The sequence below is a fragment of the Bacillus cereus group sp. BfR-BA-01349 genome, assembly GCF_022663795.1.
GTDB lineage: Bacteria > Bacillota > Bacilli > Bacillales > Bacillaceae_G > Bacillus_A > Bacillus_A cereus.
In genome coordinates this window covers 253,684-278,097 of sequence record NZ_JAKUGE010000001.1, presented here as the reverse complement: position 1 = coordinate 278,097, position 24,414 = coordinate 253,684, and the positions used below count along the sequence as shown (strand labels likewise).

Here is a 24,414-nt window from a genome sequence, read left to right as displayed (position 1 = left end):
AAGTATGGAACAATTTAAGCAAGAACTAGAAACTTATATTCATTACTACAATCACAAAAGAATTAAAACAAAACTAAAAGGATTGTCCCCTGTGCAATACAGAGTTCAATCCTTAGTAGCTGCTTAATATATTTGTCTAATTTTTTGGGTTCAGTTCAAAATTACCGATGGTCTTTTAAATATTATTAGATGGTATGTAGATTTCCTAAAATAAGTATGTTTCTATTTCCATAAAAATATGCTGTAATATGAAGAGGAAAAAGTATAAGTAGTTAGAGAAGTGAGGAATTAAAGGTGAAGAAGTTTAAGAAGTTTTACTTGGAGATTACGAGTGTATGTAATCTTGCGTGTAGCTTTTGTCCGCCGACGGAAAGGCAGAAGCAATTCATTTCTGTAGAGGATTTTGCTAAAAGATTAGACCAAATTAAACCTCACACAGACTACATTTATTTGCACGTGAAGGGTGAGCCGTTGCTCCACCCGAAAATAGATCAACTATTAGACTTAAGTCATGAAAAAGGGTTTAAAGTCAATATTACAACGAACGGAACGTTAATTAATAAGAGAAGACATAGGCTGTTAAATAAGCCTGCGTTAAGACAAATGAATTTTTCACTGCATAGTTTTGATGGACATCCAGGTTCGCAAGATAAAGAGGGCTATGTAAGGAGTATACTTTCCTTCATTAGGGAAGCGACAAGTCAATCAGATTTAATTGTATCGTTAAGGTTATGGAATTTAACTCAGGATAATAAAACGAATGCTGAAATCCAGAAAAATAGAGAGTTATTATCTATAATTGAAAATGAATTTGATCTATCTTATCAAATTGAAGAGAAGCTTACACCAGGAAAAGGTATAAAAATTGCAGAACGTGTCTTTATTAATCAAGACTATGAATTCCAGTGGCCAGCATTACATGAAGAAGAGGATGATGGGAAAGGATTCTGTCATGGACTTCGTAATCAAGCGGGTATTTTAGCGAATGGAACAGTTATTCCTTGTTGTTTAGATGGTGAAGGGATTATTAACCTTGGGAATATTAATAATGATTCATTTTCTAACATTATCGAAGGTGAAAGAGCAACAAACATTGTCGATGGATTTTCGAAAAGAGTTGCGGTTGAAGAACTTTGCAGGAAATGTGGATATCGCAAACGGTTTGGGAAGTAAATATGAAATAAGCCCTCATAAAGCGAGGGCTTATTTTTTATACTTGATAAGAATGCTCTAATTTATCAATTAATGAACCAACGTAAGAAACAGCTTTACGGATTGCATCTGGTTTTGACATATCTACTCCGGCATGTTTCATTGTACCACCAGCGATCAATAGCATGTTGTCCTTCCTCTTTAATCATTTGAGCTACTGCAGTGGATGCAGTGTGTGCTGCCTTTTTTGTAGTATTTCTAGTAACGATTTACGGAAAGGTTCAAGTTTTGTTTCTTCAGTTAAATATTTTTCAATTGTTCCTTCGCCGAATATGAGAATTTCATTATGAATAAAGGATAGTGCAGTATGTACTTTCGTCCATAAAGCAGAAATTTTGGAAGAGTTCGCTTGAATACTTGGATTTGTACGATCAGTAGATTCTTTTAAATTTGCATATGAGTACAGTTTTGTTAACGTCATTAAAAGTGCTTCTTCTAAAAGTAGGCAATTTAATAAAGTGTGGGAGCTAGTATGTAAATGTCCTTTAAATGAATCAAGTTTCTGTATATCATTTTCCAATGCGTTTAATGCAGTAGGCTATTTGGTATCAGAATTATACAAATCGGATAAATCCCATGTTAGTTCAGCAGGTACCTCTACGCGATTAAGGCGATTTTCCATTACATTTTTCAAGTCGTATATCCTCCTTATTAAGACTATCTAAAAATATAACAATAGAAAATGCAGTTAAATCAAAGTATTTTACATTTTTATATACAAAAAAGAAGGACAAGCATGAAAATGCTTGTCCTTCAAGTTAATTTAAGAATTAATATACTTTGTCACCATTGAAAATCGAGTTTTTCACGACAACATAATCTACAGTACGAATAGCATCTAATTTTGTTCCACCAGCGTAAGAGATAGAAGATTGAAGATCTTGTTCCATTTCGATTAACGTATCTTCTAAAGAACCTTTATGCTCAACGAACATTTTCTTACCTTCAACGTTTTTCTTCTCACCCTTTTGGAATTCAGAAGCAGAACCGAAGTATTCTTTATAAAGTTTGCCATCTCTTTCAATTGTTTCCCCTGGAGACTCTTCGTGACCAGCGAATAGAGAACCGATCATGACCATAGTTGCCCCAAATCGTATAGATTTAGCTACGTCGCCGTGTGTACGAATACCACCATCAGCGATAATTGGCTTACTTGCAGCTTTTGCACACCAGCGAAGTGCAGCTAGCTGCCAACCACCAGTTCCGAAGCCTGTTTTAATTTTAGTAATACAAACTTTACCAGGTCCAATACCAACTTTTGTTGCATCGGCACCAGCATTTTCTAATTCTCTTACCGCTTCTGGAGTTCCAACGTTTCCAGCGATAACGAAGCTCTCTGGTAAATGTTTTTTAATATGTTGAATCATGTTGATCACAGCATTAGAATGACCGTGTGCGATATCAATCGTGATATATTCAGGTGTCAGTTGCTCAGCAGCTAATTGTTGTACGAATTCATATTCGTCCTCTTTTACATCAACGCTGATAGAAGCGATTAATCCACGTGATTGCATATCTCTAATGAATGAGATTCGTTTCTCTGGTTGGAAACGATGCATGATATAAAAGTAGTTGTTCTCAGCTAAATAAGTTGCAATTCTTTCATCAATAATCGTTTGCATATTTGCAGGTACGACAGGTAATTTAAATTTATGTTTTCCTAAAGTGACAGTTGTATCACATTCAGAGCGGCTATTTACAATACATTTCGCGGGAATTAATTGAATATCTTCATAGTCGAATACGTTTTCCATCATTTACACCCCTAAAATACGAATATTTTATTTTTATTAATCAAAAATGTTCGTCCATAGGATAATTTACATTATTTTTATTAAGAAGTCAAAGGATTTCTTAACATTTTTTGAAAAAGTAGATTTTATATCTGAAAAACAACGTTAAAAACGAATTTAAAACGTTTTTTTATTTTTATTGTTCGTTTATGAAAAAGGTTGAAAAATTAAGATAATTATACAAGGTTGTATGTATTCTTTTTATTTTTTTGGAGTGGATGTAGGATACTATGAAAAGGTTAATGCTAACAATACGAGCAAAAGATGTTATCAAGTAGTTGAACATTATATGAGATGATAAGGTTTATTTCTATATAAAAAGATGAATCTGGCATGATCCACCTTTTTATGTGAGGTTTCAAGTATAATAAGTAGGGTGATAGTAATGTATACAAAAGATAAAAAAGAAAATAATACAAAATAAAATGAGGTTAATATATGAGTAAAAAAAGTTTTTCTGATTATAAACTAAGTACGGAAATCGTAAGGGCACTTACTGGGTTAGGATATAATCATCCAACAGAAGTACAAGGTGAGGTTATTCCAGTTGCATTAGAAAAGAAGGATCTTGTTGTGAAGTCCCAGACTGGAAGTGGAAAAACGGCTTCATTTGGTATTCCACTTTGTGAAATGGTGGAGTGGGAAGAGAATAAACCACAAGCATTAGTTTTAACACCAACGAGAGAGCTTGCGGTACAGGTAAAAGAAGATATTACAAATATAGGTCGATTCAAAAGGATTAAGGCTGCGGCAGTTTATGGGAAATCTCCATTTGCACGTCAAAAATTAAAATTAAAGCAAAAGACACATATTGTAGTTGGTACTCCTGGTCGTGTGTTGGATCATATTGAGAAGGGTACCCTTTCTTTAGAGTGTTTGAAGTATTTAGTTATTGATGAAGCAGATGAGATGCTAAATATGGGCTTTATCGATCAAGTAGAGGCAATTATTGATGAATTACCTACAAAAAGAATGACGATGTTATTTTCAGCAACACTTCCAGAAGATGTTGAGAAATTGTCTCGTACATATATGAATTCACCAATTCATATTGAAATTAAAGCAGCTGGGATTACGACGGATAAAATTGAACATACTCTTTTTGAGGTGATAGAAGACGAGAAGCTTTCACTACTTAAAGATGTAACAACGATTGAGAATCCTGATAGCTGTATTATTTTCTGTCGTACACAAGAAAATGTAGATCATGTATATAGACAATTAAAACGAGCTAACTATCCTTGTGACAAAATACATGGTGGTATGGTACAAGAAGATCGTTTTGAAGTCATGGATGATTTTAGAAAAGGAAAATTCCGTTATTTAGTAGCAACAGATGTAGCTGCGAGAGGAATTGATATTGATAATATTACACATGTTATTAATTATGATATTCCACTTGAAAAAGAAAGCTATGTACATCGTACTGGAAGAACGGGACGAGCTGGAAATAGTGGAAAAGCTATTACATTTATAACACCATATGAAAATAGATTTTTAGAAGAGATTGAGGAGTATATTGGATTTGAAATTCCAAAGGCAATTGGACCTTCAAAAGAAGAAGTTATGAAAGAGAAAGCTGCATTTGAAGAAAAGATACATGCTAAACCAATTATAAAGAAAGATAAAAATGCAGATATCAACAAAGGCATTATGAAGCTGTACTTTAATGGCGGGAAGAAAAAGAAAATTAGGGCGGTAGATTTCGTCGGTACAATTGCTAAAATTAAAGGTGTTACAGCAGAAGATATAGGTATTATTACGATACAAGATAATGTTTCTTACGTTGAAATATTAAATGGAAAAGGACCACTTGTCTTGAAAGTCATGAAGACTACAACGATTAAAGGGAAACAACTAAAAGTTCATGAAGCAATTAAGTAAATAAAAAACTATCCACTTTAATAGGTGGATAGTTTTTTATTTATGATTCTTTTAAATCATCCACTAGTTGCTCCGCTAAACGTCTATACATATTACTCATAGTGACGAAGGATGTTAGTAGTAGAAATTTTTCTAGCTTTGTATCTTCTAAGGAAGAAATCTCATTTACTTCTGTAACACGGTTATTTACGTCTTGTTTAAAGCTTTCGACATTGCTTTCGGTAAGAGCAAGATAATTTTTGTATAACGTATTTAATTCGAATGAATCATCATTTAATAAGGAGTCATTTATAGTTTCTAATGAACTTTTTATGTCGTTAATGGAGAGAGCTCCCTTTAATTGATAAATTAGGCTAATTAAAATCATATGCTCTTTTGAATACTTTTTATTTTTGATAGGGATGAATAGTTTCCCTTTTGCGTAATTATTAATCATCGTTTTTGTTAATACTTTTTCATCATCAGTTCTCGTTGTATCTGCATAAGTATTCTCAAATAGTTGGACAACTTGGTCTACATATAAGTCAACATTTGGAATATCCTCAAGTTTAATGTTTTTTTCTAAATGTAATGTCTTAAGTAATTCATTTATATTTTCCACGTAGAATCCCTCACTTTTATAACTTAGTGGAACTTAATGTTTAATATATCTTTAAATATGGTATTACGAAACAAATGAATTGTAAATGTTGACCTTAAAAAGAAATGTGTATATAATTACATGTAGTTATAAAAACTACATGTAATTATATGAGGGGTGTTATTATGAATACTTATGTAAGGGAACCAGTTAATGCATTTACTCACTTAGGTGGAGCGATATTATCATTTATTGCGTTATTAGCTATGCTTGTGAAAGTTTCTATCAAGATGCCATCATTTGCTGCAATTACAGCTGTTATTTTGTTTGGTATTGGAATGATGGTCCTTTATACGGCGTCAGCTGTATATCATAGTGTTGTGGCCAATGAACGTGTTATATACTTCTTTAGGAAGCTAGATCATTCTATGATTTTTATATTAATTGCAGGTACATATGCACCCTTTTGCTTAATTACATTAAATTCAGCAAGTGGTTTGCTATTATTTTGTTTAGTCTATGCAACTGCGATTTGTGGCATTGTATTTAAAATGTTTTGGTTTAATTGTCCAAGGTGGTTATCGACAGCAATTTATATTACGATGGGTTGGTTAATTGTTTTATTCTTTGCCCCGTTAGCTGAGAATTTAAGTACAGGAGGCATTATTTTCTTAGTACTTGGTGGCATTTTTTATACAATTGGTGGATTTATTTATGGAACAAAGCCAAAATGGTTAGAGTTTAAATATATGGGGCATCATGAAATTTTTCATGTTTTTGTATTATTAGGTAGTCTTGCGCATTTTCTAAGTGTATATTGTTACGTAATTTAATAAAAAAACGTCACATAATTTTTATTATGTGGCGTTTTTTTATTACCTGATTAGAATCGTATATGTTATAAAATTATTATGGGATAAAATGTAAGTTTCTGTGTTCGCATGTTAAACATAGGATAAGAAATATGTGATATACTTTGAGAAGTTTATAATGAATGAAATATGGAGGACTATAATTATGGAAATACTTGTAACAGGTGGAGCAGGATATATTGGTAGTCATACATGTGTAGAATTACTAAATAGCGGTTACGAAGTTATAGTAGTGGATAATCTTTCGAATAGCTCGGTAGAATCTATAAATCGAGTGAAAGAAATAACAGGAAAACAATTTAAGTTTTATAAAGAAGATGTTTTAAATCGCGAAGCGCTTGACGCAATTTTTGAAGAAAATTCAATTGAAGCAGTTATTCACTTTGCAGGATTTAAAGCTGTAGGGGAGTCAGTAGCGATTCCATTAACATATTATCATAACAACATTACAAGCACGTTAGTGCTATGTGAAGTAATGCAGAAACATAATGTAAAGAAGATAATCTTTAGTTCATCTGCAACTGTATATGGTATCCCGGAAACGTCACCGATTACGGAGGAGTTTCCATTAAGTGCAACAAATCCATATGGTCAAACGAAATTAATGATTGAGCAAATTATGCGTGATGTAGCATTTGCAGATCCAGAATGGAGTATCGCATTACTTCGCTATTTCAATCCATTTGGTGCACACGAAAGTGGGCGTATCGGAGAAGATTCAAATGGAATCCCAAATAACTTAATGCCATATGTAACGCAAGTAGCGGTAGGTAAGTTAAAAGAATTAAGCGTATTCGGAAATGACTATCCAACGAAAGATGGAACAGGAGTCCGTGATTACATCCATGTTGTGGACTTAGCAAATGGTCACGTAAAGGCGCTTGAGAAAGTACTGAGTACAACAGGAGTAGATGCTTATAACCTGGGCACAGGCATGGGCTATAGTGTACTAGAGATGGTTGAAGCATTTGAAAAAGTTTCAGGCAAGAAAGTTCCTTATAAAATTACAGAGCGTCGCCCAGGTGATGTGGCAGTATGTTTTGCTGATGCATCGAAAGCAAAGCGTGAATTAGGCTGGGAGGCAACACGCGGATTAGAAGAAATGTGTGCTGACTCTTGGAAATGGCAATCAAATAATAAAAATGGCTATCTAGAAGTTTAATGGTGAATATACAAAAATGACCTTTGCATAAAAGCAAGAGGTCATTTTTTATATTCATTTTCTACTAAGTTTATTAGCGAACCTAGAAAAGAACGTTCGCTGTTTTAAATGATATGATTTTACAATATCTTATGCTACAAGGTAGTAGAATGAGATAGAGTAATGTATTATTTTATTGATTTTTTATGGGAATTGAAAGCGTATTATTGAAATGTATTCCAACACTTGTATCATTGCTAGAGTACGTTTATAATCAAGGAATCCTAGTTCATGTTTTGATAGGATTATTTATTATTGAAAGCGTTTTAAGTTCACTCCTTTTTTTGAGGTAGGAGGTCTGACTTATTTAGATGAAAAATTATGTATGTAGTTTTAAATGGGAAGAAAAATAATATAAGTATCATTTTATAGTGTGGGGAGGTTAAAAGTGTGAAAGGTAAAGATTTTCACACGAATATATATGGGTTATGTAGGATTATTACTTTCAGGGGCAGCTTTATTTTTAAATAGTCTTGTTATATTAGGGAAAGCAGAGATGAAAAGTGCGGGTGTTTTTAATTTATTTGTGGGTGCACTACAAATTATTATTCCGTTTTATTTGATTATGATTTCTGACCAAAGCAATTGGACAGTGTATTCATATGCGGCTACTTTCTTATTTGGATTAACTTATTTATATGTAGGTGTTACTTTTATAAAAGGAATGGATAGTAGTGGTCTAGGATGGTTTTGTATTTGGGTAGCAATTATAGCCTTATTCTATATGGTTGTTTCATTTGTTCAATTCCATGATGTTGTTAATGCGTTAACGTGGTTTATGTATCAGTAATTTCTATTTTGTACTTCTGTTATTGTATTTATAAATATCGAGTCCGTTAATATATTATCTGTATAAAGGCATGGAATCGTTAAACGAATTCCATGCTTTTTATATGTTAGCACTTATAATAGAGAGGTAGTATTTTACACTTTGCTAAAGTGGGGATGATGAAGTTGAAAAAAGTATTGGTGCTAGGGGGAACAAGATTTTTTGGTAAACATTTAGTAGAAGCACTTTTGCAAGAGGGGCACGATGTAACGATTGCGACGAGAGGAATTACGGAAGATTCTTTTGGCAGTAGAGTAAAAAGACTTATTGTAGATAGGGAAGATGAAAAACAACTAGCAGAGCGTCTAGGAGATAAAATTTATGATATTGTATACGATAATTTATGCTATAGCTCGAATGCAGCGAAGGTAATATGTGAAGTGTTACGAGGGAAAACGAAGAAATATGTTATGACATCTTCAATGGCCGTCTATGAACCTGCCCTAAGCTTATCAGAAGAAGACTTTAATCCGTACGAGTATGCAATCGCGTATGGAGATAGGAATGACTTCAATTATGGTGAAGGAAAGAGATTAGCTGAAGCCGTTGTATTTCAACATGCAACATTCCCAGTCGTTGCAGTGCGTTTTCCAGTTGTTATTGGAGAAAATGATTATACGAAAAGGTTACAATTTTACGTTGAATGTATTGTGAACCAAAAACCTATCGTTGTGGATCATGTAGATGGAACTTTGTCATTTATACATGAAAAAGAGGCAGGAGAGTTTCTAGCTTGGTGCGGAATGGCAAATGTGAGAGGAGCAATTAACGCCTGTAGTAACGGAGTAGTTTCTATGGAAGAAATTATGCATTTCATAGAAGAGAAGACGGGAATAAAAGCACTCATTCAGAAAGCTGGGGGAAATATAGCTCCTTATAATGAGGTAAATAACTGTACGTTACATAATGGAAAGGCTCGTGAATTTGGATTTTTGTTCCGAGAGCCGGAACTAGAAATGAAAAATGTTTTAAAACATTATATAAATACAATGAAGTAATCATAAATCCCCCGGTGGCAATCCGGGGGATTCTGGAGGATTTCGACAATACTGATTTTACATTACCAAATTTACCTTATACGTACGACTAATGTTTTTGTGATTGAATTGCTTGTAAATACTTCTCGTTTACTTGGTCCCAGTTTACTGTATGCCACCAGTTGGTAACAAACTCTGGGCGCCTATTTTGATACTTTAAATAATAAGCATGTTCCCATACATCAATTACGAGTAAGGGGATTTTCCCTTCTTGCAAAGGCGTATCTTGATTTGGTGTACTCATAACAGAGAGTTCCTCACCGTCAAGAACAAGCCATCCATAGCCACTTCCAAAACGACTAATAGCAGCTTTGGAAAGTTGATCTTTTAAGTTGTCAAAGGTATTGAAATAATAATCAATTACTTTTGCAACGTCTCCATTAGGCTCACCGCCACCTCGTGGGCTCATCACTTCCCAAAAAAGACTATGACAATAGTGACCACCACCGTTATTTCGTACAGCTGTAACAATTTCCTTCGGTAAAGCATCTAAATTACATAGCAATTCTTCTAAAGATTTATTATGTAATTCAGTATAATTTTCTAAAGTAGCATTTAAATTGTTTACGTATGTCGCATGGTGCTTTCCATGATGAATGGAAAGTGTATTGCTATCAATATGTGGCTCTAGTTCATCATAGTCATATGAAAGCTTTGGCAATTGAAATGAAGACATAACATTCCCTCCTTTCCATTTAAAAAGTTGGTCTAGGTAAAAATACTTTATCTGAGTCAAAAATACACCCATTTTCCATATAAGTCAATAGTAAGTCCATTAATTTTCTGAAAAATATTACAATAAAAGTAACACTCTCACTTTCATTTGTGACTCCTATCCTTTTTGCTTATACTGTAAAGTAGCAGGGTTTTGTTGAAATAGAAGGAGATTGTTTATGAGTAAAACGAAACAATTAATAGAGGAAGCAAGTAATTTTATTACGATTTGTTATAAGGAGCTTCATAAAGAACAATTGATAGAAGAACGTATAAAAGAAATTCAAATTGAGATAGAGAAGACAGGGACATATGAGCATACATTTGAAGAACTTGTTCATGGTTCACGAATGGCATGGCGTAACAGTAATAGATGTATTGGAAGACTATTTTGGAGTAAGATGCACATATTAGATGCGCGCGAAGTAAATGATGAAGAGGGTGTATATAATGCATTAATTCATCATATTAAATATGCAACGAACGACGGAAAAGTTAAACCAACCATTACGATTTTTAAGCAATATCAAGGTGAAGAAAATAATATAAGAATTTATAATCACCAATTGATTCGATATGCAGGATATAAAACAGAAACGGGAGTGATTGGTGATTCTCATTCCGCTACATTTACGGACTTTTGTCAGGAGCTTGGTTGGCAAGGAGAAGGTACGAATTACGATGTATTGCCACTTGTGTTTTCTATAGATGGAAAAGCGCCTATATATAAAGAAATTCCGAGAGAAGAAGTAAAAGAAGTGCCAATTGAACACCCAGAATACCCTATTTCATCACTTGGAGTAAAATGGTATGGTGTTCCAATGATTTCAGATATGCGTTTAGAAATTGGCGGTATTTCTTATATAGCCGCTCCGTTCAATGGATGGTATATGGGAACAGAAATTGGGGCGCGCAACTTAGCAGATCATGATCGTTATAATTTACTTCCGGCTGTTGCGGAGATGATGGATTTAGATACATCGAGAAACGGTACCTTATGGAAAGATAAGGCGCTAATTGAGTTGAATATTGCCGTACTACACTCCTTTAAAAAACAAGGAGTTAGTATTGTTGATCACCATACTGCTGCACAACAATTTCAGCAATTTGAGAAGCAAGAAGCTGCTTGTGGTCGTGTTGTAACAGGTAATTGGGTATGGCTTATTCCACCATTATCTCCAGCTACCACCCACATTTATCATAAACCGTATCCGAATGAAATTTTGAAGCCAAATTTCTTTCATAAATGATATTTAGTATAGGTTTTTTCTGTGAAATATAATTTTTTTAAATTACTGTTATGTAGCAAATGGAAGCCTTTACTCTCGGTTATTTTTGGAAGAGGCTTTTTGAACCAAGGAGTTCCTTATGTTATAATCAAATTTCTGTTTCGAAGACCTTATAGAAATATAAGGTCTTTTGTTTTGCTTTTTTATGTAAGAGGAAGAGATTCTTTCTTTTTAATAAGGGATTTGGCATATTTTTAGGGACAACATAAGTATGTGGGAAGTCGATAAAATGTTATGCATATATAATTATTGTGTTTTGGTTTTAAACAATAAAACATAATAAAGTTGTTTTTTTAGATTGCTGAGGAAGGAGGAAGTGTAAATGAGGATGAAGAGTCGAAAAACTGATTGGCCTGTATTTATTATTAGTGGTGGTTCACTTTTATTATTTGTAATTGCAGTTTTTTTGAACAAGGATTATGTAGAGAGTGCGATTAATAAAAGTTTCGCTTTTTCAATTAAATATTTCGGTGCCTTCTGGCAAGTTTTATTATTAGGTACATTTATTGTTGCGATGTGTATGGCGTTCTCCAAATATGGGAGAGTTAAGCTTGGAGGATTAGAAAAACCTGAGATTAGTACGGCAAAATGGCTTGCTATTATTATGTCTACATTACTTGCCGGAGGTGGCGTTTTTTGGGCAGCAGCAGAGCCAATGTATCATTTGATGACGGTGCCACCAATACATGATGGTATATCTGCTGGAACGAAAGAAGCAGTCATGCCTGCTTTAGCACAAAGTTATATGCATTGGGGATTTTTAGCATGGACGATTTTAGGTACAATTAGTGCGGTAGTTATGATGTATGGACATTATCATAAAGATATGCCGCTAAAACCTCGAACGCTTTTATATCCTATTTTTGGGGAAAAATTAAGAAAGAGCCTGCTTGGAACGATAATTGATGCAGCTGCAATTATTGCAGTAGCTGCAGGTACAATTGGCCCAATTGGATTTTTAGGTTTACAAGCAAGTTATGGATTACAAGAATTATTTGGAATTTCTGATGTGTTTACTACTCAATTAGCAATTATTGTTTGTGTGGTGGCCGTGTCTACCATATCGGCAGTAACAGGTATTGATAAAGGGATTCAAATTATAAGTAATTTAAATGTTAGATTAGCAATTGTATTAATGGTATTCATATTACTATTTGGGCCAGGTGGATTTATTATTGATTCGTTTGTTTCTTCGTTTGGATTTTATGTAAATGAGTTTATACCGATGAGCACATACCGTGGTGATACAAGTTGGTTAGGATCTTGGACAATCTTTTTCTGGGGATGGTTTATTGGATACGGACCAATGATGGCAATTTTAGTGAGTCGAATTTCAAGAGGGAGAACGATTCGAGAAATCATCGTTGCAATTGGAATTATCGCACCTATTATTACAACGTTTTGGTTTACTATATTAGGTGGATCAGGCGTGTTTTATGAGTTGATGAATCCTGGGTCTATCTCGGACGCATTAAGTGAATCTGGTATGCCGGCAGCTATGATTGCAATTACAGGACAATTGCCACTTTCTAATATTATTGGACCAGCATTTCTTTTATTAACAATTTTATTTGTAGTGACAACAGGAGATTCAATGGCGTATTCCATTTCAATGGCAGTGACTGGAGACGGAGATCCTAGAATTAGTTTGCGAATTTTTTGGTCGCTTATTATGGGCGCAGTTGCAGCAATTCTTTTATATATGGGTGAAGGAAGTATTAATGCGCTACAATCGTTTATCGTGGTGACGGCAGTTCCGGTATCAATTTTGTTATTCCCGATGCTATGGTTAGCGCCTAAAGTTGCGGGAGAATTAGCATTAAAACAAGGTATTGTAAAAGAAGAAGATAAAACTGCATTCTTATTTCAGAAGGCTAGTAAATCAAAATAAATAAAAACGTAAAAGAGGAAGCATCTTAAATGAGATGCTTCCTCTTTTACGTTTAATCTAATACTTTTCCCTTTGTTTCTGGTACACATAGTAGCATTGTAATTAACCCGATTGGGTAGATGATAAAAATTAAGGACAATGCTCCAAGTAGGTTGCCACCTGTAGCGAGTAAGCCAATAATAACAGGCCCAAATCCAGCTAACCCACGTCCTGTACCGAAAATAAAGTTTTCAGCGGTAGAGCGAGCTTCAGCAGGATAGTTTTCAGCTAAAATTGCTCCAAACCCTCCCATCATTCCATTTGCAAAGAATCCAAGCAATGCACTTCCCCATAATAATAATGTTGAATCTGTGAATAAGAAGAAGTAAATGAGACAGTATACTGTACCGCCAATATAATAGATTGCAAAAGTTTTACGGCGACCAATTTTATCAGCCAGAATACCAAAGATTGCAATTCCAATTAGCATACCGATGGTAGAAATGAACATCCAGCCACTTGCTTTTGCTAATGTATAGTTATATTTATTTGCTAAAATAGTGGGCATCCATGTGAAGATTCCGTAATATCCGAAGTTTTGGATAAACGACATAATAATAAGACCGATTGTTGTAATTGTTACTTTTTTATTGGCAAATAACTTTCGAAGTGGGAATTTTTTTATATGTTTTAGTTGTTCTGCTTCAGTAGTTGTTAATTTACCTGCAGCTTCTTTTTGCAATAGTTCCTTTTTGTAGCGTTGTTTTTGCTCCCATATTTTCGGTTCACTTAAACTTTTACGGACATAGACAGCTAGTAAAGCTGGAATTAATCCAAATAAGAAAACGGCTCTCCATCCAAAGTGCGGGACAATAAATGCTGGAAGGAGTGAAGCAACCAGTACACCAAATTGCCATCCAAGTGCAACAACAGATGTCGCTTTAGCGCGCATTTCTTTAGACCATGTTTCTGTTACAATGGCCATTCCGATTCCGAATTCACCACCAACCCCCATTCCAACTAAAAAGCGCAGAATTAATAATTGCCAGTAGTCTGTTGCGAAATAAATGAGTGCGGTTGCTAGTGAAAACAGTAAGATTGTGAAGGCCATTGTACGAATACGGCCAAATAAATCAGCAATAAATCCAAATAAATAAGAACCAATTAACATCCCTATTGTGGTAGCTAATGTTAAGTTTCCACCTTCAACAGGACTTAAGTGAAACTCTTTTAAAATATAGACAAGTACGAAAGATAATAGCAACATATCTAAACCTTCTGCTGCATATCCTAGCGCAGAACCAAATAATGTTTTATATCTTTTCGCTTTCGTCTCCTCTGTTGCTTGTTGTACATCAGTAGTGACGTTCATTATTACTCCTCCTTATTTTCTACAGTCGCTATGGAAGAATAACAAAAGGCCTTCTCACCTGATATGATGAGAAGGCCAAAAAAGCATACGTATCCCCAAAAAAGAACATACGTATATTGTATTCCGACTTCCTTCTCAACCTCACGGGGTTGGGTTAAAGGACTGTATTATATTACTTTATTTTTAGCACTCTTCTATTGTATTGTCAAATAAAGAGGAAGTTATTATGTGTAAAATATTTCAAAAAACATTTCGTACTTCTTGACGCCGACTTCATTATTTTCCCATAATAAAACTAACTAAATAAAAAGGAATGAATCAAAGATGCTAAATTTAGTACTCATGATGATCGAACGAGTCGGACTTATAGTTATTTTAGGATTTTTACTCTCTCATATTAAAACTTTCAGACGCCTCCTTCATAAACAGGATGGCTATGTAGATAAGCTTAAGCTTATTTGTATTTTTTCGGTATTTACAATTGTAAGCAATTACACTGGGATTGAAATAGCAGGAAATACGATTATGAATGAAAACTGGTTACAAGGTGTTTCTTCTTCAAGTACAATTGCGAATACGCGTATTATGGGTGTTGGTATTAGCGGCTTACTTGGTGGCCCTATTGTAGGGGTTGGAGTCGGATTTATTGCTGGTATTCATCGTTATATGCTTGGTGGTACGACAGCGCTAAGCTGCGCAATCTCTTCTATTTTAGCTGGGATTATAACTGGTTATATCGGATATATTTTCAAAAAATATAATCGTACAATTACTCCTAAATTTTCAGCAGTTTTAAGTGTTTTTATCGTATCTTTAGAAATGCTTATGATTTTATTAATTATAGAGGATGGAATTAGCGTTGTGAAAACAATAGCGATACCAATGATTCTTGTAAATAGTTTTGGAAGTTTTATTTTACTTTCTATGATACAAGCTATTTTGCGTCAGGAGGAGAATGCAAAGGCACTTCAGACTCATAAAGTATTACGTATTGCAGATAAAACGTTACCGTATTTCCGCCAAGGCTTAACAGAAGAATCATGTAAGCATGTGGCACAAATTATTCACCGTTTTACAGGAACAGATGCGGTATCCTTAACAGATACAGAGAAAATATTAGCTCATGTTGGATTAGCATCAGATCACCATATTCCTTCACATAGTTTAATAACCGGTTTGTCGAAAGAAGTGTTAAACACAGGGAAAATAATGAAAGCGAAATCACGTGAGGTTATTAATTGTCAACATGAAGGCTGCCCTTTGCAAGCGGCGATTGTAATTCCACTAACTTCGCATGGAAATACGATAGGGACATTAAAACTCTATTTCAAAAATCCTAACCAGTTAAGTCGTGTGGAAGAGGAATTAGCAGAAGGGTTAGCAAAAATATTCTCCACGCAGTTAGAGTTAGGAGAAGCTGAGTTGCAAAGTAAATTACTTCAAGATGCGGAGATAAAAGCATTACAAGCGCAAATTAACCCACACTTTTTATTTAATGCGATTAATACAGTATCAGCTTTATGCCGAACAGATGTAGAAAAAGCAAGGAAGTTATTATTACAGCTTAGCGTATATTTCCGTTGTAATTTGCAAGGGGCACGTCAGTTATTGATTCCACTAGAACAAGAATTAAACCATGTACAGGCATACTTATCACTAGAACAAGCAAGGTTCCCAAATAAGTATGAGGTAAAGATGTATATTGAGGATGAGCTAAAGACAACTTTAGTACCACCATTTGTTCTTCAACTATTGGTTGAAAATGCATTGCGACATGCTTTTCCGAAGAAGCAACCAGTATGCGAAGTAGAAGTGCATGTTTTTGAAAAAGAGGGTATGGTTCATTTTGAAGTAAAAGATAATGGACAGGGAATTGAGGAAGAACGTTTAGAACAATTAGGAAAGATGGTAGTTTCGTCAAAGAAAGGGACTGGAACAGCTTTATATAATATTAATGAACGTCTTATTGGATTATTTGGAAAAGAAACGATGCTTCATATCGAAAGTGAATTAAATGAGGGGACAGAGATTACTTTTGTTATTCCAAAAAAAGTAGGGGAGGAAGAGCAGATTGTTAAAAGTACTAGTAGTTGACGATGAAATGTTAGCACGTGATGAACTAAAGTATTTATTAGAGAGAACGAAAGAAGTTGAGATAATTGGTGAGGCTGATTGTGTGGAAGACGCATTAGAAGAACTAATGCAAAGTAGACCAGATATTGTGTTTTTAGATATTCAATTATCCGATGATAACGGATTTGAAATCGCGAATATATTAAAGAAGATGAAAAATCCACCTGCAATTGTATTTGCTACTGCCTATGATCAATATGCGCTGCAAGCATTTGAAGTAGATGCGTTAGACTACATTTTAAAACCATTTGATGAAGAGCGTATTGTGCAGACATTAAAGAAGTATAAAAAACAAAAACAAGCGCAAATAGAAACGAAGCACGAAATAAAGGGGACAGATGTAACAGCAGAGATGCATAAATTAGCATTACCAATTGAAGAATCAATCGTACTTGTGAATATTGAAGATATTATATATGTAGGGCTTGTAGATGGGAAAGTAACAGTAAAAACAACGAGGGAAACGTATGTAACACATGATACACTTGTAATTTTAGAGAAGAAGTTACCACAAGCAAGCTTCATGCGCGTACACCGTAGCTTTATTGCGAATATTAATCATATTACTGAAATTCAGCCATGGTTTAATTCTACTTATAATTTAATCATGAAAGAAGGATCGAAAGTACCTGTTAGCCGTACATATGCAAAAGAACTCAAGAAGCTGCTTCGTATTTAAGAAGCCGCTTTTGTATTTCATCCTTTTATATTTGTAACTGATTCTGTATATTTGACGTTCTGTTATGTAAACGCTTACTTATACGTTTGTATCCTATACAATAAAGGTACCAAATCGAAAGAGGTGGCCAAAATGAGTACGAAAAAAGTATATAGTTTCTTATCACAAGCATTCATATTCTCAGCTATTATGTTAATTTCTAATATTATTGCAACACATTTACCAATTCCAATGCCTTCATCGGTAATCGGGTTAGTTATTTTATTTAGTCTATTATGTTTAAAAGTTATTAAATTGGAGCAAGTTGAATCAATCGGAACAGCTTTAACAGGTATTATTGGATTCTTATTCGTCCCATCAGGTATTTCAGTTATTAATTCTCTTGGTGTAATGGGGCAATACTTTGTACAAATTTTAACTGTAATTGTTGTAGCAACAGTTATTTTACTCGCTGTAACAGGGTTATTTGCACAATTTATTTTAGGAAAAGATGAAAAAGAAACAGAAGATACAAAAGAATTGAAAGTAGTAAATAAAGGACGCAAGCACGGAAAGGTTGCGTAACCATTGCATTTATATATTGTTAGGAGGTAATGAACATGGCAAGCACAATGACTCCATATTTCGGAATCGGCGTTTCATTAATCGCATACGGAATCGGAACATTATTATTCAAGCATTCAAAAGGGTTCTTCCTATTTACGCCATTATTCGTAGCGATGGTATTAGGGATTGTCTTTCTAAAGGTAGGTAACTTTACTTTTGAAGAATATAATACTGGCGGAAAAATGATTAGTTTCTTCTTAGAGCCAGCAACAATTGCATTTGCTATCCCACTCTATAAACAAGTTGATAAGTTGAAAAAATATTGGTGGCAAATTTTATCAGCTATCGTGGTTGGATCTATTTGCTCAGTAATTGTCGTGTTCATTGTTGCAAAAGCAATCGGTTTAGATACAGCAGTAATGAATTCAATGCTACCACAAGCAGCAACAACAGCAATTGCGTTACCAATTTCAGAAAGTATTGGTGGTATTCCAGCAATTACATCGTTTGCAGTTATTTTCAACGCAGTTATCGTATACGCATTAGGAGCATTATTCTTAAAAACATTTAGAGTGAAACATCCGATTGCAAAAGGTTTAGCACTTGGAACAGCGGGTCATGCATTAGGAGTTGCGGTAGGAATTGAAATGGGTGAGGTAGAGGCAGCGATGGCAAGTATTGCTGTAACAGTAGTTGGGGTTGTAACAGTAGTTGTCATCCCAATGTTCATACCATTCATTGGATAGTAAAACTTACTTAAAAAACAAGAAAAGCAAGCTATTTGTAGGACAGATTTCTACTGATAGCTTGCTTTTTATGTTACAGTAGTGGTAAGACCTATTTAAAAAAATGTAAGTTTCCTTAAATCTTCATTAATACTATGTAGAATACGTTTTGAATTAGGTCATTGTATTGTAAAATAAGAAGTAAGCTACTATATACCTGTTAAGGTAGGCATATAATGAGTTTATAAAAATCTTAATATGAATGAATAATTAAAAGTAGAAAAGAGAGAGAAATCTACTTATTAACGTTTTAGTTTATAGGACAGGAGAGAGTATTCGTCGATTATGCAAATAAAAAACCTGTTTCAAAGTAAAGGATTTCAGAGGTTACTCGTATTAGTAATACTTGCTCTCGTGTTATACGGGCTGCAAAGTATGTTGAATTTAATATTAATTACGTTTATTCTCACGTATTTAATGGATCGATTCCAAAAGTTTATTTCCCGCAAATTAGATCATTTCATGCCTATTAATCGAAAAATTATTATAGCATTTCTATATGTAATGTTAATTGGTGGAATTGCTATTACGCTATTTAAATATTTACCAGTATTGACGATACAAATTTCACAACTGATTTACCAATTCAATGTATTTTTAAGAAACCCACCAGATAGTGAACTAATTAAGTATGCAGTTAATGCTGTCAATCATATGGAGCTTTCTAAATATGTAGGACAAGGCGTAGACATTTTGTATAAATCGATTACGAATGTTGGTAAATTTGGCCTTCAAGTTTTACTTTCTTTAATTTTGAGTTTGTTTTTCTTATTAGAAAAATCTCGTATTGTTGGTTTTACTGCAAAGTTTAAAGAAAGCAGGCTTGCAATTTTCTATACTGAAATTGAGTACTTCGGAAAGAAATTTGCACGTTCATTTGGAAAGGTAATCGAAGCACAATTTTTAATTGCTGTTGTTAACTGTGTTCTTTCAGTTATCGCATTATGGATATTAGGATTCCCGCAATTATTAGGTTTAGCATTAATGATTTTCTTGCTTGGATTAATTCCAGTAGCGGGGGTTATCATTTCGTTATTCCCACTTTGTATGATTGCTTACAATATTGGCGGTATTATGTACGTTGTTTATATTTTAGTTATCGTAACAGTGATTCATGCGCTTGAAAGTTACGTATTAAATCCGAAGTTTATGTCGCAAAAAACAAATTTACCGATTTTCTATACTTTTATGGTATTAATTTTCTCAGAGCACTTCTTAGGTGTATGGGGACTGATTATCGGTATTCCAATCTTCATTTTCTTACTAGATGTTTTAGACGTGACAAGTGATGAAATGGAGAAGGATGTTGGAAAAAATAAAGTGAAGTAAAGAAAAAGCATCGATGTTCGATGCTTTTTCTTTTATAACATTATGTTTCTTATGCCATACTGTAAGGAGAATATAGAATAGGGGTGAAGTAATGGCTGTAAATGAAAAGGTAGAGTTAGCTACATTTGCTGGAGGGTGTTTCTGGTGTATGGTTTCTCCATTTGAAGAGATGGAGGGCATTATACAGGTTATTTCAGGTTATACAGGCGGTCATAAAGAGGACCCAACGTATAAAGAAGTGTGCTCAGAAACAACAGGACATTATGAAGCGGTACAAATTACATTTGATGCAAATAAAATGCCGTATGAGCAGTTATTAAATATATATTGGAGACAAATTGATCCGACCGACGTAGGTGGACAATTCCACGATCGCGGACAGTCTTACGAAACAGTGATTTTTTATCATAATGAAGAGCAACATAAAAAAGCAGAAGCCTCAAAAGAAGAACTTGAGCAGAGTGGGCGCTTTTCAAAAACAATTGCGACAAAAATACTACCAGCAGCTACATTTTATCCAGCTGAAGAATATCACCAAGGATATCATAAGAAAAACACATTCCGCTATGAGTTATATCGTAAAGGCTCAGGACGAGATGCTTTTATTAAGCAACATTGGCCAAAGGATAATGCTCATTTAAAAGAAAAACTCAATGAGATGCAGTTTTATGTAACGCAGGAAAATGGTACAGAACCACCATTTCGAAATGAGTATTGGAACCATAAAGAGGAAGGTCTTTATGTAGACATCGTTTCCGGTGAGCCGCTATTTACTTCTCTAGACAAATTTGATAGTGGATGTGGATGGCCTAGTTTTACAAAACCAGTTATGTCAGCAAGTGTGAAAGAAAAGATGGATGTGAGTCATAATATGACGCGTACAGAAGTGAGAAGTAAGGAAGGAGATTCACATCTTGGGCATGTATTTCCAGACGGTCCAGGACCAAATGGACTTCGTTACTGCATTAATTCTGCAGCCCTTCGATTTATTCCAAAAGAGGAATTAGAGAAAGAAGGCTATGGTGATTTTCTAGTCTTGTTTGGAAATAAAAAATAACCTCGCAGTTAGCGAGGTTATTTTTTGTTATTTTGTTTTTTTCTTTTTAAATTTGCTTAATACTTCATAAACGATTGGAACAATAAGAAGTGTTAATAACGTTGAACTTGTTAATCCACCAATTACCGTTACACCAAGTCCTTTAGAAATTAAGCCACTACCTTCAAATCCTAATGCAAGCGGGATAAGAGCACCAATTGTTGCAATTGCAGTCATTAAAATTGGACGAAGGCGTGTTGCACCAGCTTCTAATAAAGCTTCACGTGTTGATAGTCCTTCATTTTCTTTATGAATAACGCGGTCGATAAGCACGATTGCGTTTGTTACAACGATACCGATTAACATAAGCGCCCCAATCATTGCAGATACACTTAATGTTTCACCAGAGATTAATAAGGCAACAAGAGCTCCGATAATTGTAAATGGTAGCGAGAATAAAATTGCGAATGGTGCAAGGGCACCACCAAATGTAACGACAAGAACGAAGTATACAATGGCAATCGCAGCTAACATCGCTAAGCCAAGTTGCTTAAATGATTCTTCAATATCTTTTGTAACGCCGCCCATAGAAACATCTACGCCAGAAGGAAGATCCATTTTATCTACTTCTTTTTGAACAGCGGCAGATGCTTTTGAAACGTCATCAGATGTTAGTTTTGCACTTACTTCTGCATAAACACGGCCATCGCGGTGTTTCACTGTATTCGAAGTTTCACCTTCTTTTACAGTCATAACATCTTTCACAGCCACTTCAGTACCAAGTGGTGTTGTAATTTTACGATTTGTTAAGTCATCGATTGTTGCATAATTTTGTTTTTCAGCTTCGACATATACGTTGACATCTTTACCGTCTTTTTTAATTGTTGTCAGAACAGGTCGATCATGTTGATTAGAAAGTCCCATTCCAATTTGAGCAGCCGTTAAGCCCATTTTACTCAGCTTTTCTTGATCTGCGACTAAAGTGTACTCTGCATATGTTTTTGCAATACTAGAATCTATATCTTTTAAGTCTTTATTTTTCTTCATGATATTTTGAATATCTTTTACGACAGGCTTAATGTCTTCTGAGCTATCTCCGTAAACGTATAGTTTAATTTCGTTACTACCGCCACTTGCTCCGAAGTCTTGGTTTTTCCATTCGCCTTTGCCAGACATCTTCTGTAAATCTTTAACGACTTGTTCTTTCTCTTTTTCAAAGTTTTTCGTGTCGTTATCATATTGCACGAAGAACATTGCTTGGTTTGATTGACCAGGACTCATTGGGTTTTCGCCACCTAATGAGAATTGAATTGTTTTGACGTCTTTATTATTTTGGAAGTGCTTCTCAGCTTTTGTTGCAATTTTTTCAACGTCTTCTAACGTTTGACCTGGTTCAGGGTTGTATGTTGCGATAATCATTTTTTCTTCTTCAGAAGGTAAGAAACTTACACCGATAACTGGTACAAGTGCAAGACTACCAACTAATAGAAGGACAGCGATACTTGATGTAATAATTTTGTGATTTAAAGCCCATGCAAGTATGCGTTTATACCCATTTGCTAATTTACTTGGTTTTTCTTCATGATGTACTTTTTTTTCCCTCATGCTCTCTTTCTTAAATAAGGAATGAGCTAGCATCGGTACGATTGTAACTGCTACTAGTAATGATGCTAATAAAGCGAAGACGATAGTTAAGGCGAATGGTAAGAACATTTCACCAATCATACCTTTTACTAGTCCAAGTGGTAAAAATACAGCAATTGTTACGATGGTAGAAGACATAATTGGGATAAACATTTCTTTCGTAGCTTCACGAATTAAATCTTTTCCGCGCAATTTCTCTTCTGATAACGACATACGTCGGTAAATATTTTCAATAACAACAATTGAGTCATCGACAACGCGGCCTATAGCAACGGTCATTGCTCCAAGTGTCATAATGTTAAGCGTAATATCCATTTGCTTTATGACTAAAACAGCAATTAATAAAGAAAGTGGTATTGAAACGACAGAGATTAACGTTGTTCGAATATTTCGTAGGAACAGCATAATAATAACGATCGCAAAGATAGCACCGAAAATTGCTTTGCTCAGCATTGTTTCTACTGATTTTTCAATAGGTGCACCTTGATCGAATGTTGAAATAATCTCTAAGTCTTTATACTTTTTCTCAAGTTCTTTTACTTTATCTTTTACTGCATTTACAACATCAACTGTATTTGCATCAGAGGCCTTCACAATTTGAATTCCAATTGCTTCTTTTCCATTTGTTCGAGAAATGGAAAAGAAGCAATTTCATCTAATGTAACTGTTGGAATCCCGTTCATAGCGGCTGGATTCATTTGTGGCGTTTGTGCACCAGTGCCAGCATTTTGACTACCTTGACCGTTAGGTGAGGAAGGTATAGCTGGGATTTTAAGTTCTTTTAATGCTTTAATCGTTGTAATATTGCCATCTACAACAACTGATTTTTCCGTGTCTTTAAATGTATATAAGCCAAGTGGTAAAGATACATCCGATCCTTTAATCACATTTTTTACAGTATCTTCACTTAGTCCTAGTTCTTTCATTTTATCTTTCTTAAAGATGAGCTGTACTTCATCTACTTGTTGACCAGCAATTTGAACAGATGCAACACCATCAAGTCCTTTTAATCCCGGTACAACATTTTTTTCTACATTTTCAGTTAAAGTAGCTAAAGATTCATTCTTGCTTGCTACGCTTAACGAAATAACGGGAAAAGCATTGAAGTTTACTCGTGAAACTTTAGGATCTTTAACACCTTCTGGGAGTTTTACATTTGTGAGAGCTTCTTTAATTTCTGGTTCTGCTTTTTCCATATTTTTGTCAAAATCGTATTCTACTTGAATAGAAGATGCGTTTTGAAAAGATGATGAACTCACAACGTTAACACCGCTTAAATTTTGTAGTTGTTCTTCCATCGGCTTTGAAACTTTATCAGCTACTTCTTCTGGTGTAGCACCAGGATAGACCGTAGTTACTGTCACAATCGGTGTTGTAATATCAGGAATTGTTTCCAGCTTCATATTGAGTCCAGAGTAGATCCCCGCAATAGTAACAATAATGGTTAGTAGCCAAACTGCGAACTTATTTTTTAACGAGAAATTGATGATTTTGTTCATGTTTGCGCTCCCTTTGTATTATATGGACCAACTGGTCAGTCTAATACATAATATAACTGACCGTTCGGTCAATCGTCAATAAAAAGGGATGGTATAATACATTTATAATA

At 34.5% G+C, this 24,414-nt stretch carries 19 protein-coding genes and 3 pseudogenes; 15 read left to right on the top strand and 7 right to left on the bottom strand.

What is annotated here, in order from left to right:
* Together MR169_RS01280 and MR169_RS01275 are read left to right on the top strand one after the other, a co-directional pair.
* Nucleotides 1-127: IS3 family transposase (locus MR169_RS01280; RefSeq protein WP_242318780.1), on the top strand; the 127-nt coding region annotated here is incomplete at its 5' end.
* Between the two features lie 167 nt (nt 128-294).
* Complete coding sequence (locus MR169_RS01275; protein ID WP_000713633.1) at nt 295-1,173, top strand: radical SAM/SPASM domain-containing protein; 879 nt, start codon at nt 295-297, stop codon at nt 1,171-1,173.
* A gap of 37 nt (nt 1,174-1,210) precedes the next feature.
* Here MR169_RS01275 and MR169_RS01270 read toward each other — a convergent pair whose 3' ends face one another.
* The 3 genes and pseudogenes from MR169_RS01270 to guaC all read right to left on the bottom strand — a co-directional run bounded on the left by MR169_RS01270 (nt 1,211) and on the right by guaC (nt 2,966).
* Nucleotides 1,211-1,339: a hypothetical protein gene (locus MR169_RS01270; RefSeq protein WP_016118980.1), complete on the bottom strand. Its 129-nt coding sequence runs from the start codon at nt 1,337-1,339 to the stop codon at nt 1,211-1,213.
* Between the two features lie 36 nt (nt 1,340-1,375).
* Nucleotides 1,376-1,846 (bottom strand): annotated as a pseudogene (locus MR169_RS01265) (oligoendopeptidase F); the annotation flags it as partial.
* 136 nt (nt 1,847-1,982) lie between these two features.
* A complete protein-coding gene (gene guaC, locus MR169_RS01260; protein ID WP_242318778.1) occupies nt 1,983-2,966 on the bottom strand; it encodes a GMP reductase in 984 nt (327 codons plus the stop codon).
* Nucleotides 2,967-3,443: 477 nt separating this feature from the next.
* Here guaC and MR169_RS01255 point away from each other — a divergent pair, with 477 nt between their 5' ends.
* Nucleotides 3,444-4,889, top strand: a complete 1,446-nt coding sequence (locus tag MR169_RS01255; RefSeq protein WP_242318777.1) for a DEAD/DEAH box helicase — start codon at nt 3,444-3,446, stop codon at nt 4,887-4,889.
* A 40-nt stretch (nt 4,890-4,929) separates the two neighbouring features.
* On the opposite strand, the gene MR169_RS01250 is transcribed toward MR169_RS01255, so the two are convergent.
* Entirely contained in the window at nt 4,930-5,490 is a 561-nt protein-coding gene (locus tag MR169_RS01250; protein WP_000427884.1) for a DUF1836 domain-containing protein, read from the bottom strand.
* A gap of 164 nt (nt 5,491-5,654) precedes the next feature.
* Between MR169_RS01250 and trhA the strand changes: the two genes are divergently transcribed.
* From trhA to MR169_RS01230, 4 genes and pseudogenes are all read left to right on the top strand, one after another.
* Nucleotides 5,655-6,302: a PAQR family membrane homeostasis protein TrhA gene (gene trhA / locus MR169_RS01245; RefSeq protein ID WP_001099728.1), complete on the top strand. Its 648-nt coding sequence runs from the start codon at nt 5,655-5,657 to the stop codon at nt 6,300-6,302.
* Between the two features lie 184 nt (nt 6,303-6,486).
* Nucleotides 6,487-7,503: a UDP-glucose 4-epimerase GalE gene (gene galE / locus MR169_RS01240; RefSeq protein ID WP_242318776.1), complete on the top strand. Its 1,017-nt coding sequence runs from the start codon at nt 6,487-6,489 to the stop codon at nt 7,501-7,503.
* 460 nt (nt 7,504-7,963) lie between these two features.
* A pseudogene (locus MR169_RS01235) lies at nt 7,964-8,326 on the top strand (AmiS/UreI family transporter); the annotation flags it as partial.
* Nucleotides 8,327-8,487: 161 nt separating this feature from the next.
* Nucleotides 8,488-9,369, top strand: a complete 882-nt coding sequence (locus MR169_RS01230; RefSeq protein WP_242318775.1) for an NAD-dependent epimerase/dehydratase family protein — start codon at nt 8,488-8,490, stop codon at nt 9,367-9,369.
* Nucleotides 9,370-9,457: 88 nt separating this feature from the next.
* Here the strand turns inward: MR169_RS01230 and sodA are convergent, their stop codons facing one another.
* Nucleotides 9,458-10,084 (bottom strand): superoxide dismutase [Mn], encoded by a 627-nt coding sequence (gene sodA, locus MR169_RS01225; RefSeq protein WP_000094037.1) that lies wholly within the window; start codon nt 10,082-10,084, stop codon nt 9,458-9,460.
* Between the two features lie 217 nt (nt 10,085-10,301).
* On the opposite strand from sodA, the gene MR169_RS01220 reads away from it, so the two are divergent.
* Nucleotides 10,302-11,372 carry a nitric oxide synthase oxygenase gene (locus MR169_RS01220; protein WP_000047624.1) on the top strand — a complete coding sequence of 357 codons (1,071 nt, stop codon included), beginning with the start codon at nt 10,302-10,304 and terminating at the stop codon, nt 11,370-11,372.
* A gap of 361 nt (nt 11,373-11,733) precedes the next feature.
* The gene (locus MR169_RS01215; RefSeq protein WP_242318774.1) at nt 11,734-13,302 is read left to right on the top strand and encodes a BCCT family transporter; all 1,569 of its coding nucleotides are present in this window, start codon (nt 11,734-11,736) and stop codon (nt 13,300-13,302) included.
* A gap of 52 nt (nt 13,303-13,354) precedes the next feature.
* Here MR169_RS01215 and MR169_RS01210 read toward each other — a convergent pair whose 3' ends face one another.
* Nucleotides 13,355-14,653: an MFS transporter gene (locus MR169_RS01210; RefSeq protein WP_001103402.1), complete on the bottom strand. Its 1,299-nt coding sequence runs from the start codon at nt 14,651-14,653 to the stop codon at nt 13,355-13,357.
* A gap of 324 nt (nt 14,654-14,977) precedes the next feature.
* Between MR169_RS01210 and lytS the strand changes: the two genes are divergently transcribed.
* The 6 genes from lytS (at nt 14,978) to msrB (ending at nt 21,182) form a co-directional block, all read left to right on the top strand.
* Nucleotides 14,978-16,747, top strand: a complete 1,770-nt coding sequence (lytS, locus tag MR169_RS01205) for a two-component system sensor histidine kinase LytS (protein WP_000933589.1) — start codon at nt 14,978-14,980, stop codon at nt 16,745-16,747.
* On the top strand, nt 16,725-17,465 hold the full coding sequence (locus MR169_RS01200) for a LytR/AlgR family response regulator transcription factor (RefSeq protein WP_000921841.1): 741 nt from the start codon (nt 16,725-16,727) through the stop codon (nt 17,463-17,465). The genes lytS and MR169_RS01200 overlap by 23 nt, the downstream gene beginning before the upstream one ends.
* A 132-nt stretch (nt 17,466-17,597) precedes the next feature.
* Nucleotides 17,598-18,029 carry an antiholin-like murein hydrolase modulator LrgA gene (gene lrgA / locus MR169_RS01195; protein ID WP_044797728.1) on the top strand — a complete coding sequence of 144 codons (432 nt, stop codon included), beginning with the start codon at nt 17,598-17,600 and terminating at the stop codon, nt 18,027-18,029.
* 35 nt (nt 18,030-18,064) lie between these two features.
* On the top strand, nt 18,065-18,757 hold the full coding sequence (gene lrgB / locus MR169_RS01190; protein ID WP_242318773.1) for an antiholin-like protein LrgB: 693 nt from the start codon (nt 18,065-18,067) through the stop codon (nt 18,755-18,757).
* Nucleotides 18,758-19,081: 324 nt separating this feature from the next.
* Nucleotides 19,082-20,125 (top strand): AI-2E family transporter, encoded by a 1,044-nt coding sequence (locus MR169_RS01185; protein ID WP_001166010.1) that lies wholly within the window; start codon nt 19,082-19,084, stop codon nt 20,123-20,125.
* Nucleotides 20,126-20,216: 91 nt separating this feature from the next.
* Complete coding sequence (gene msrB / locus MR169_RS01180) at nt 20,217-21,182, top strand: peptide-methionine (R)-S-oxide reductase MsrB (RefSeq protein ID WP_242318772.1); 966 nt, start codon at nt 20,217-20,219, stop codon at nt 21,180-21,182.
* A gap of 27 nt (nt 21,183-21,209) precedes the next feature.
* Here the strand turns inward: msrB and MR169_RS01175 are convergent.
* Nucleotides 21,210-24,304, bottom strand: a pseudogene (locus MR169_RS01175) (efflux RND transporter permease subunit).
* Nucleotides 24,305-24,414 lie beyond the last annotated feature (110 nt).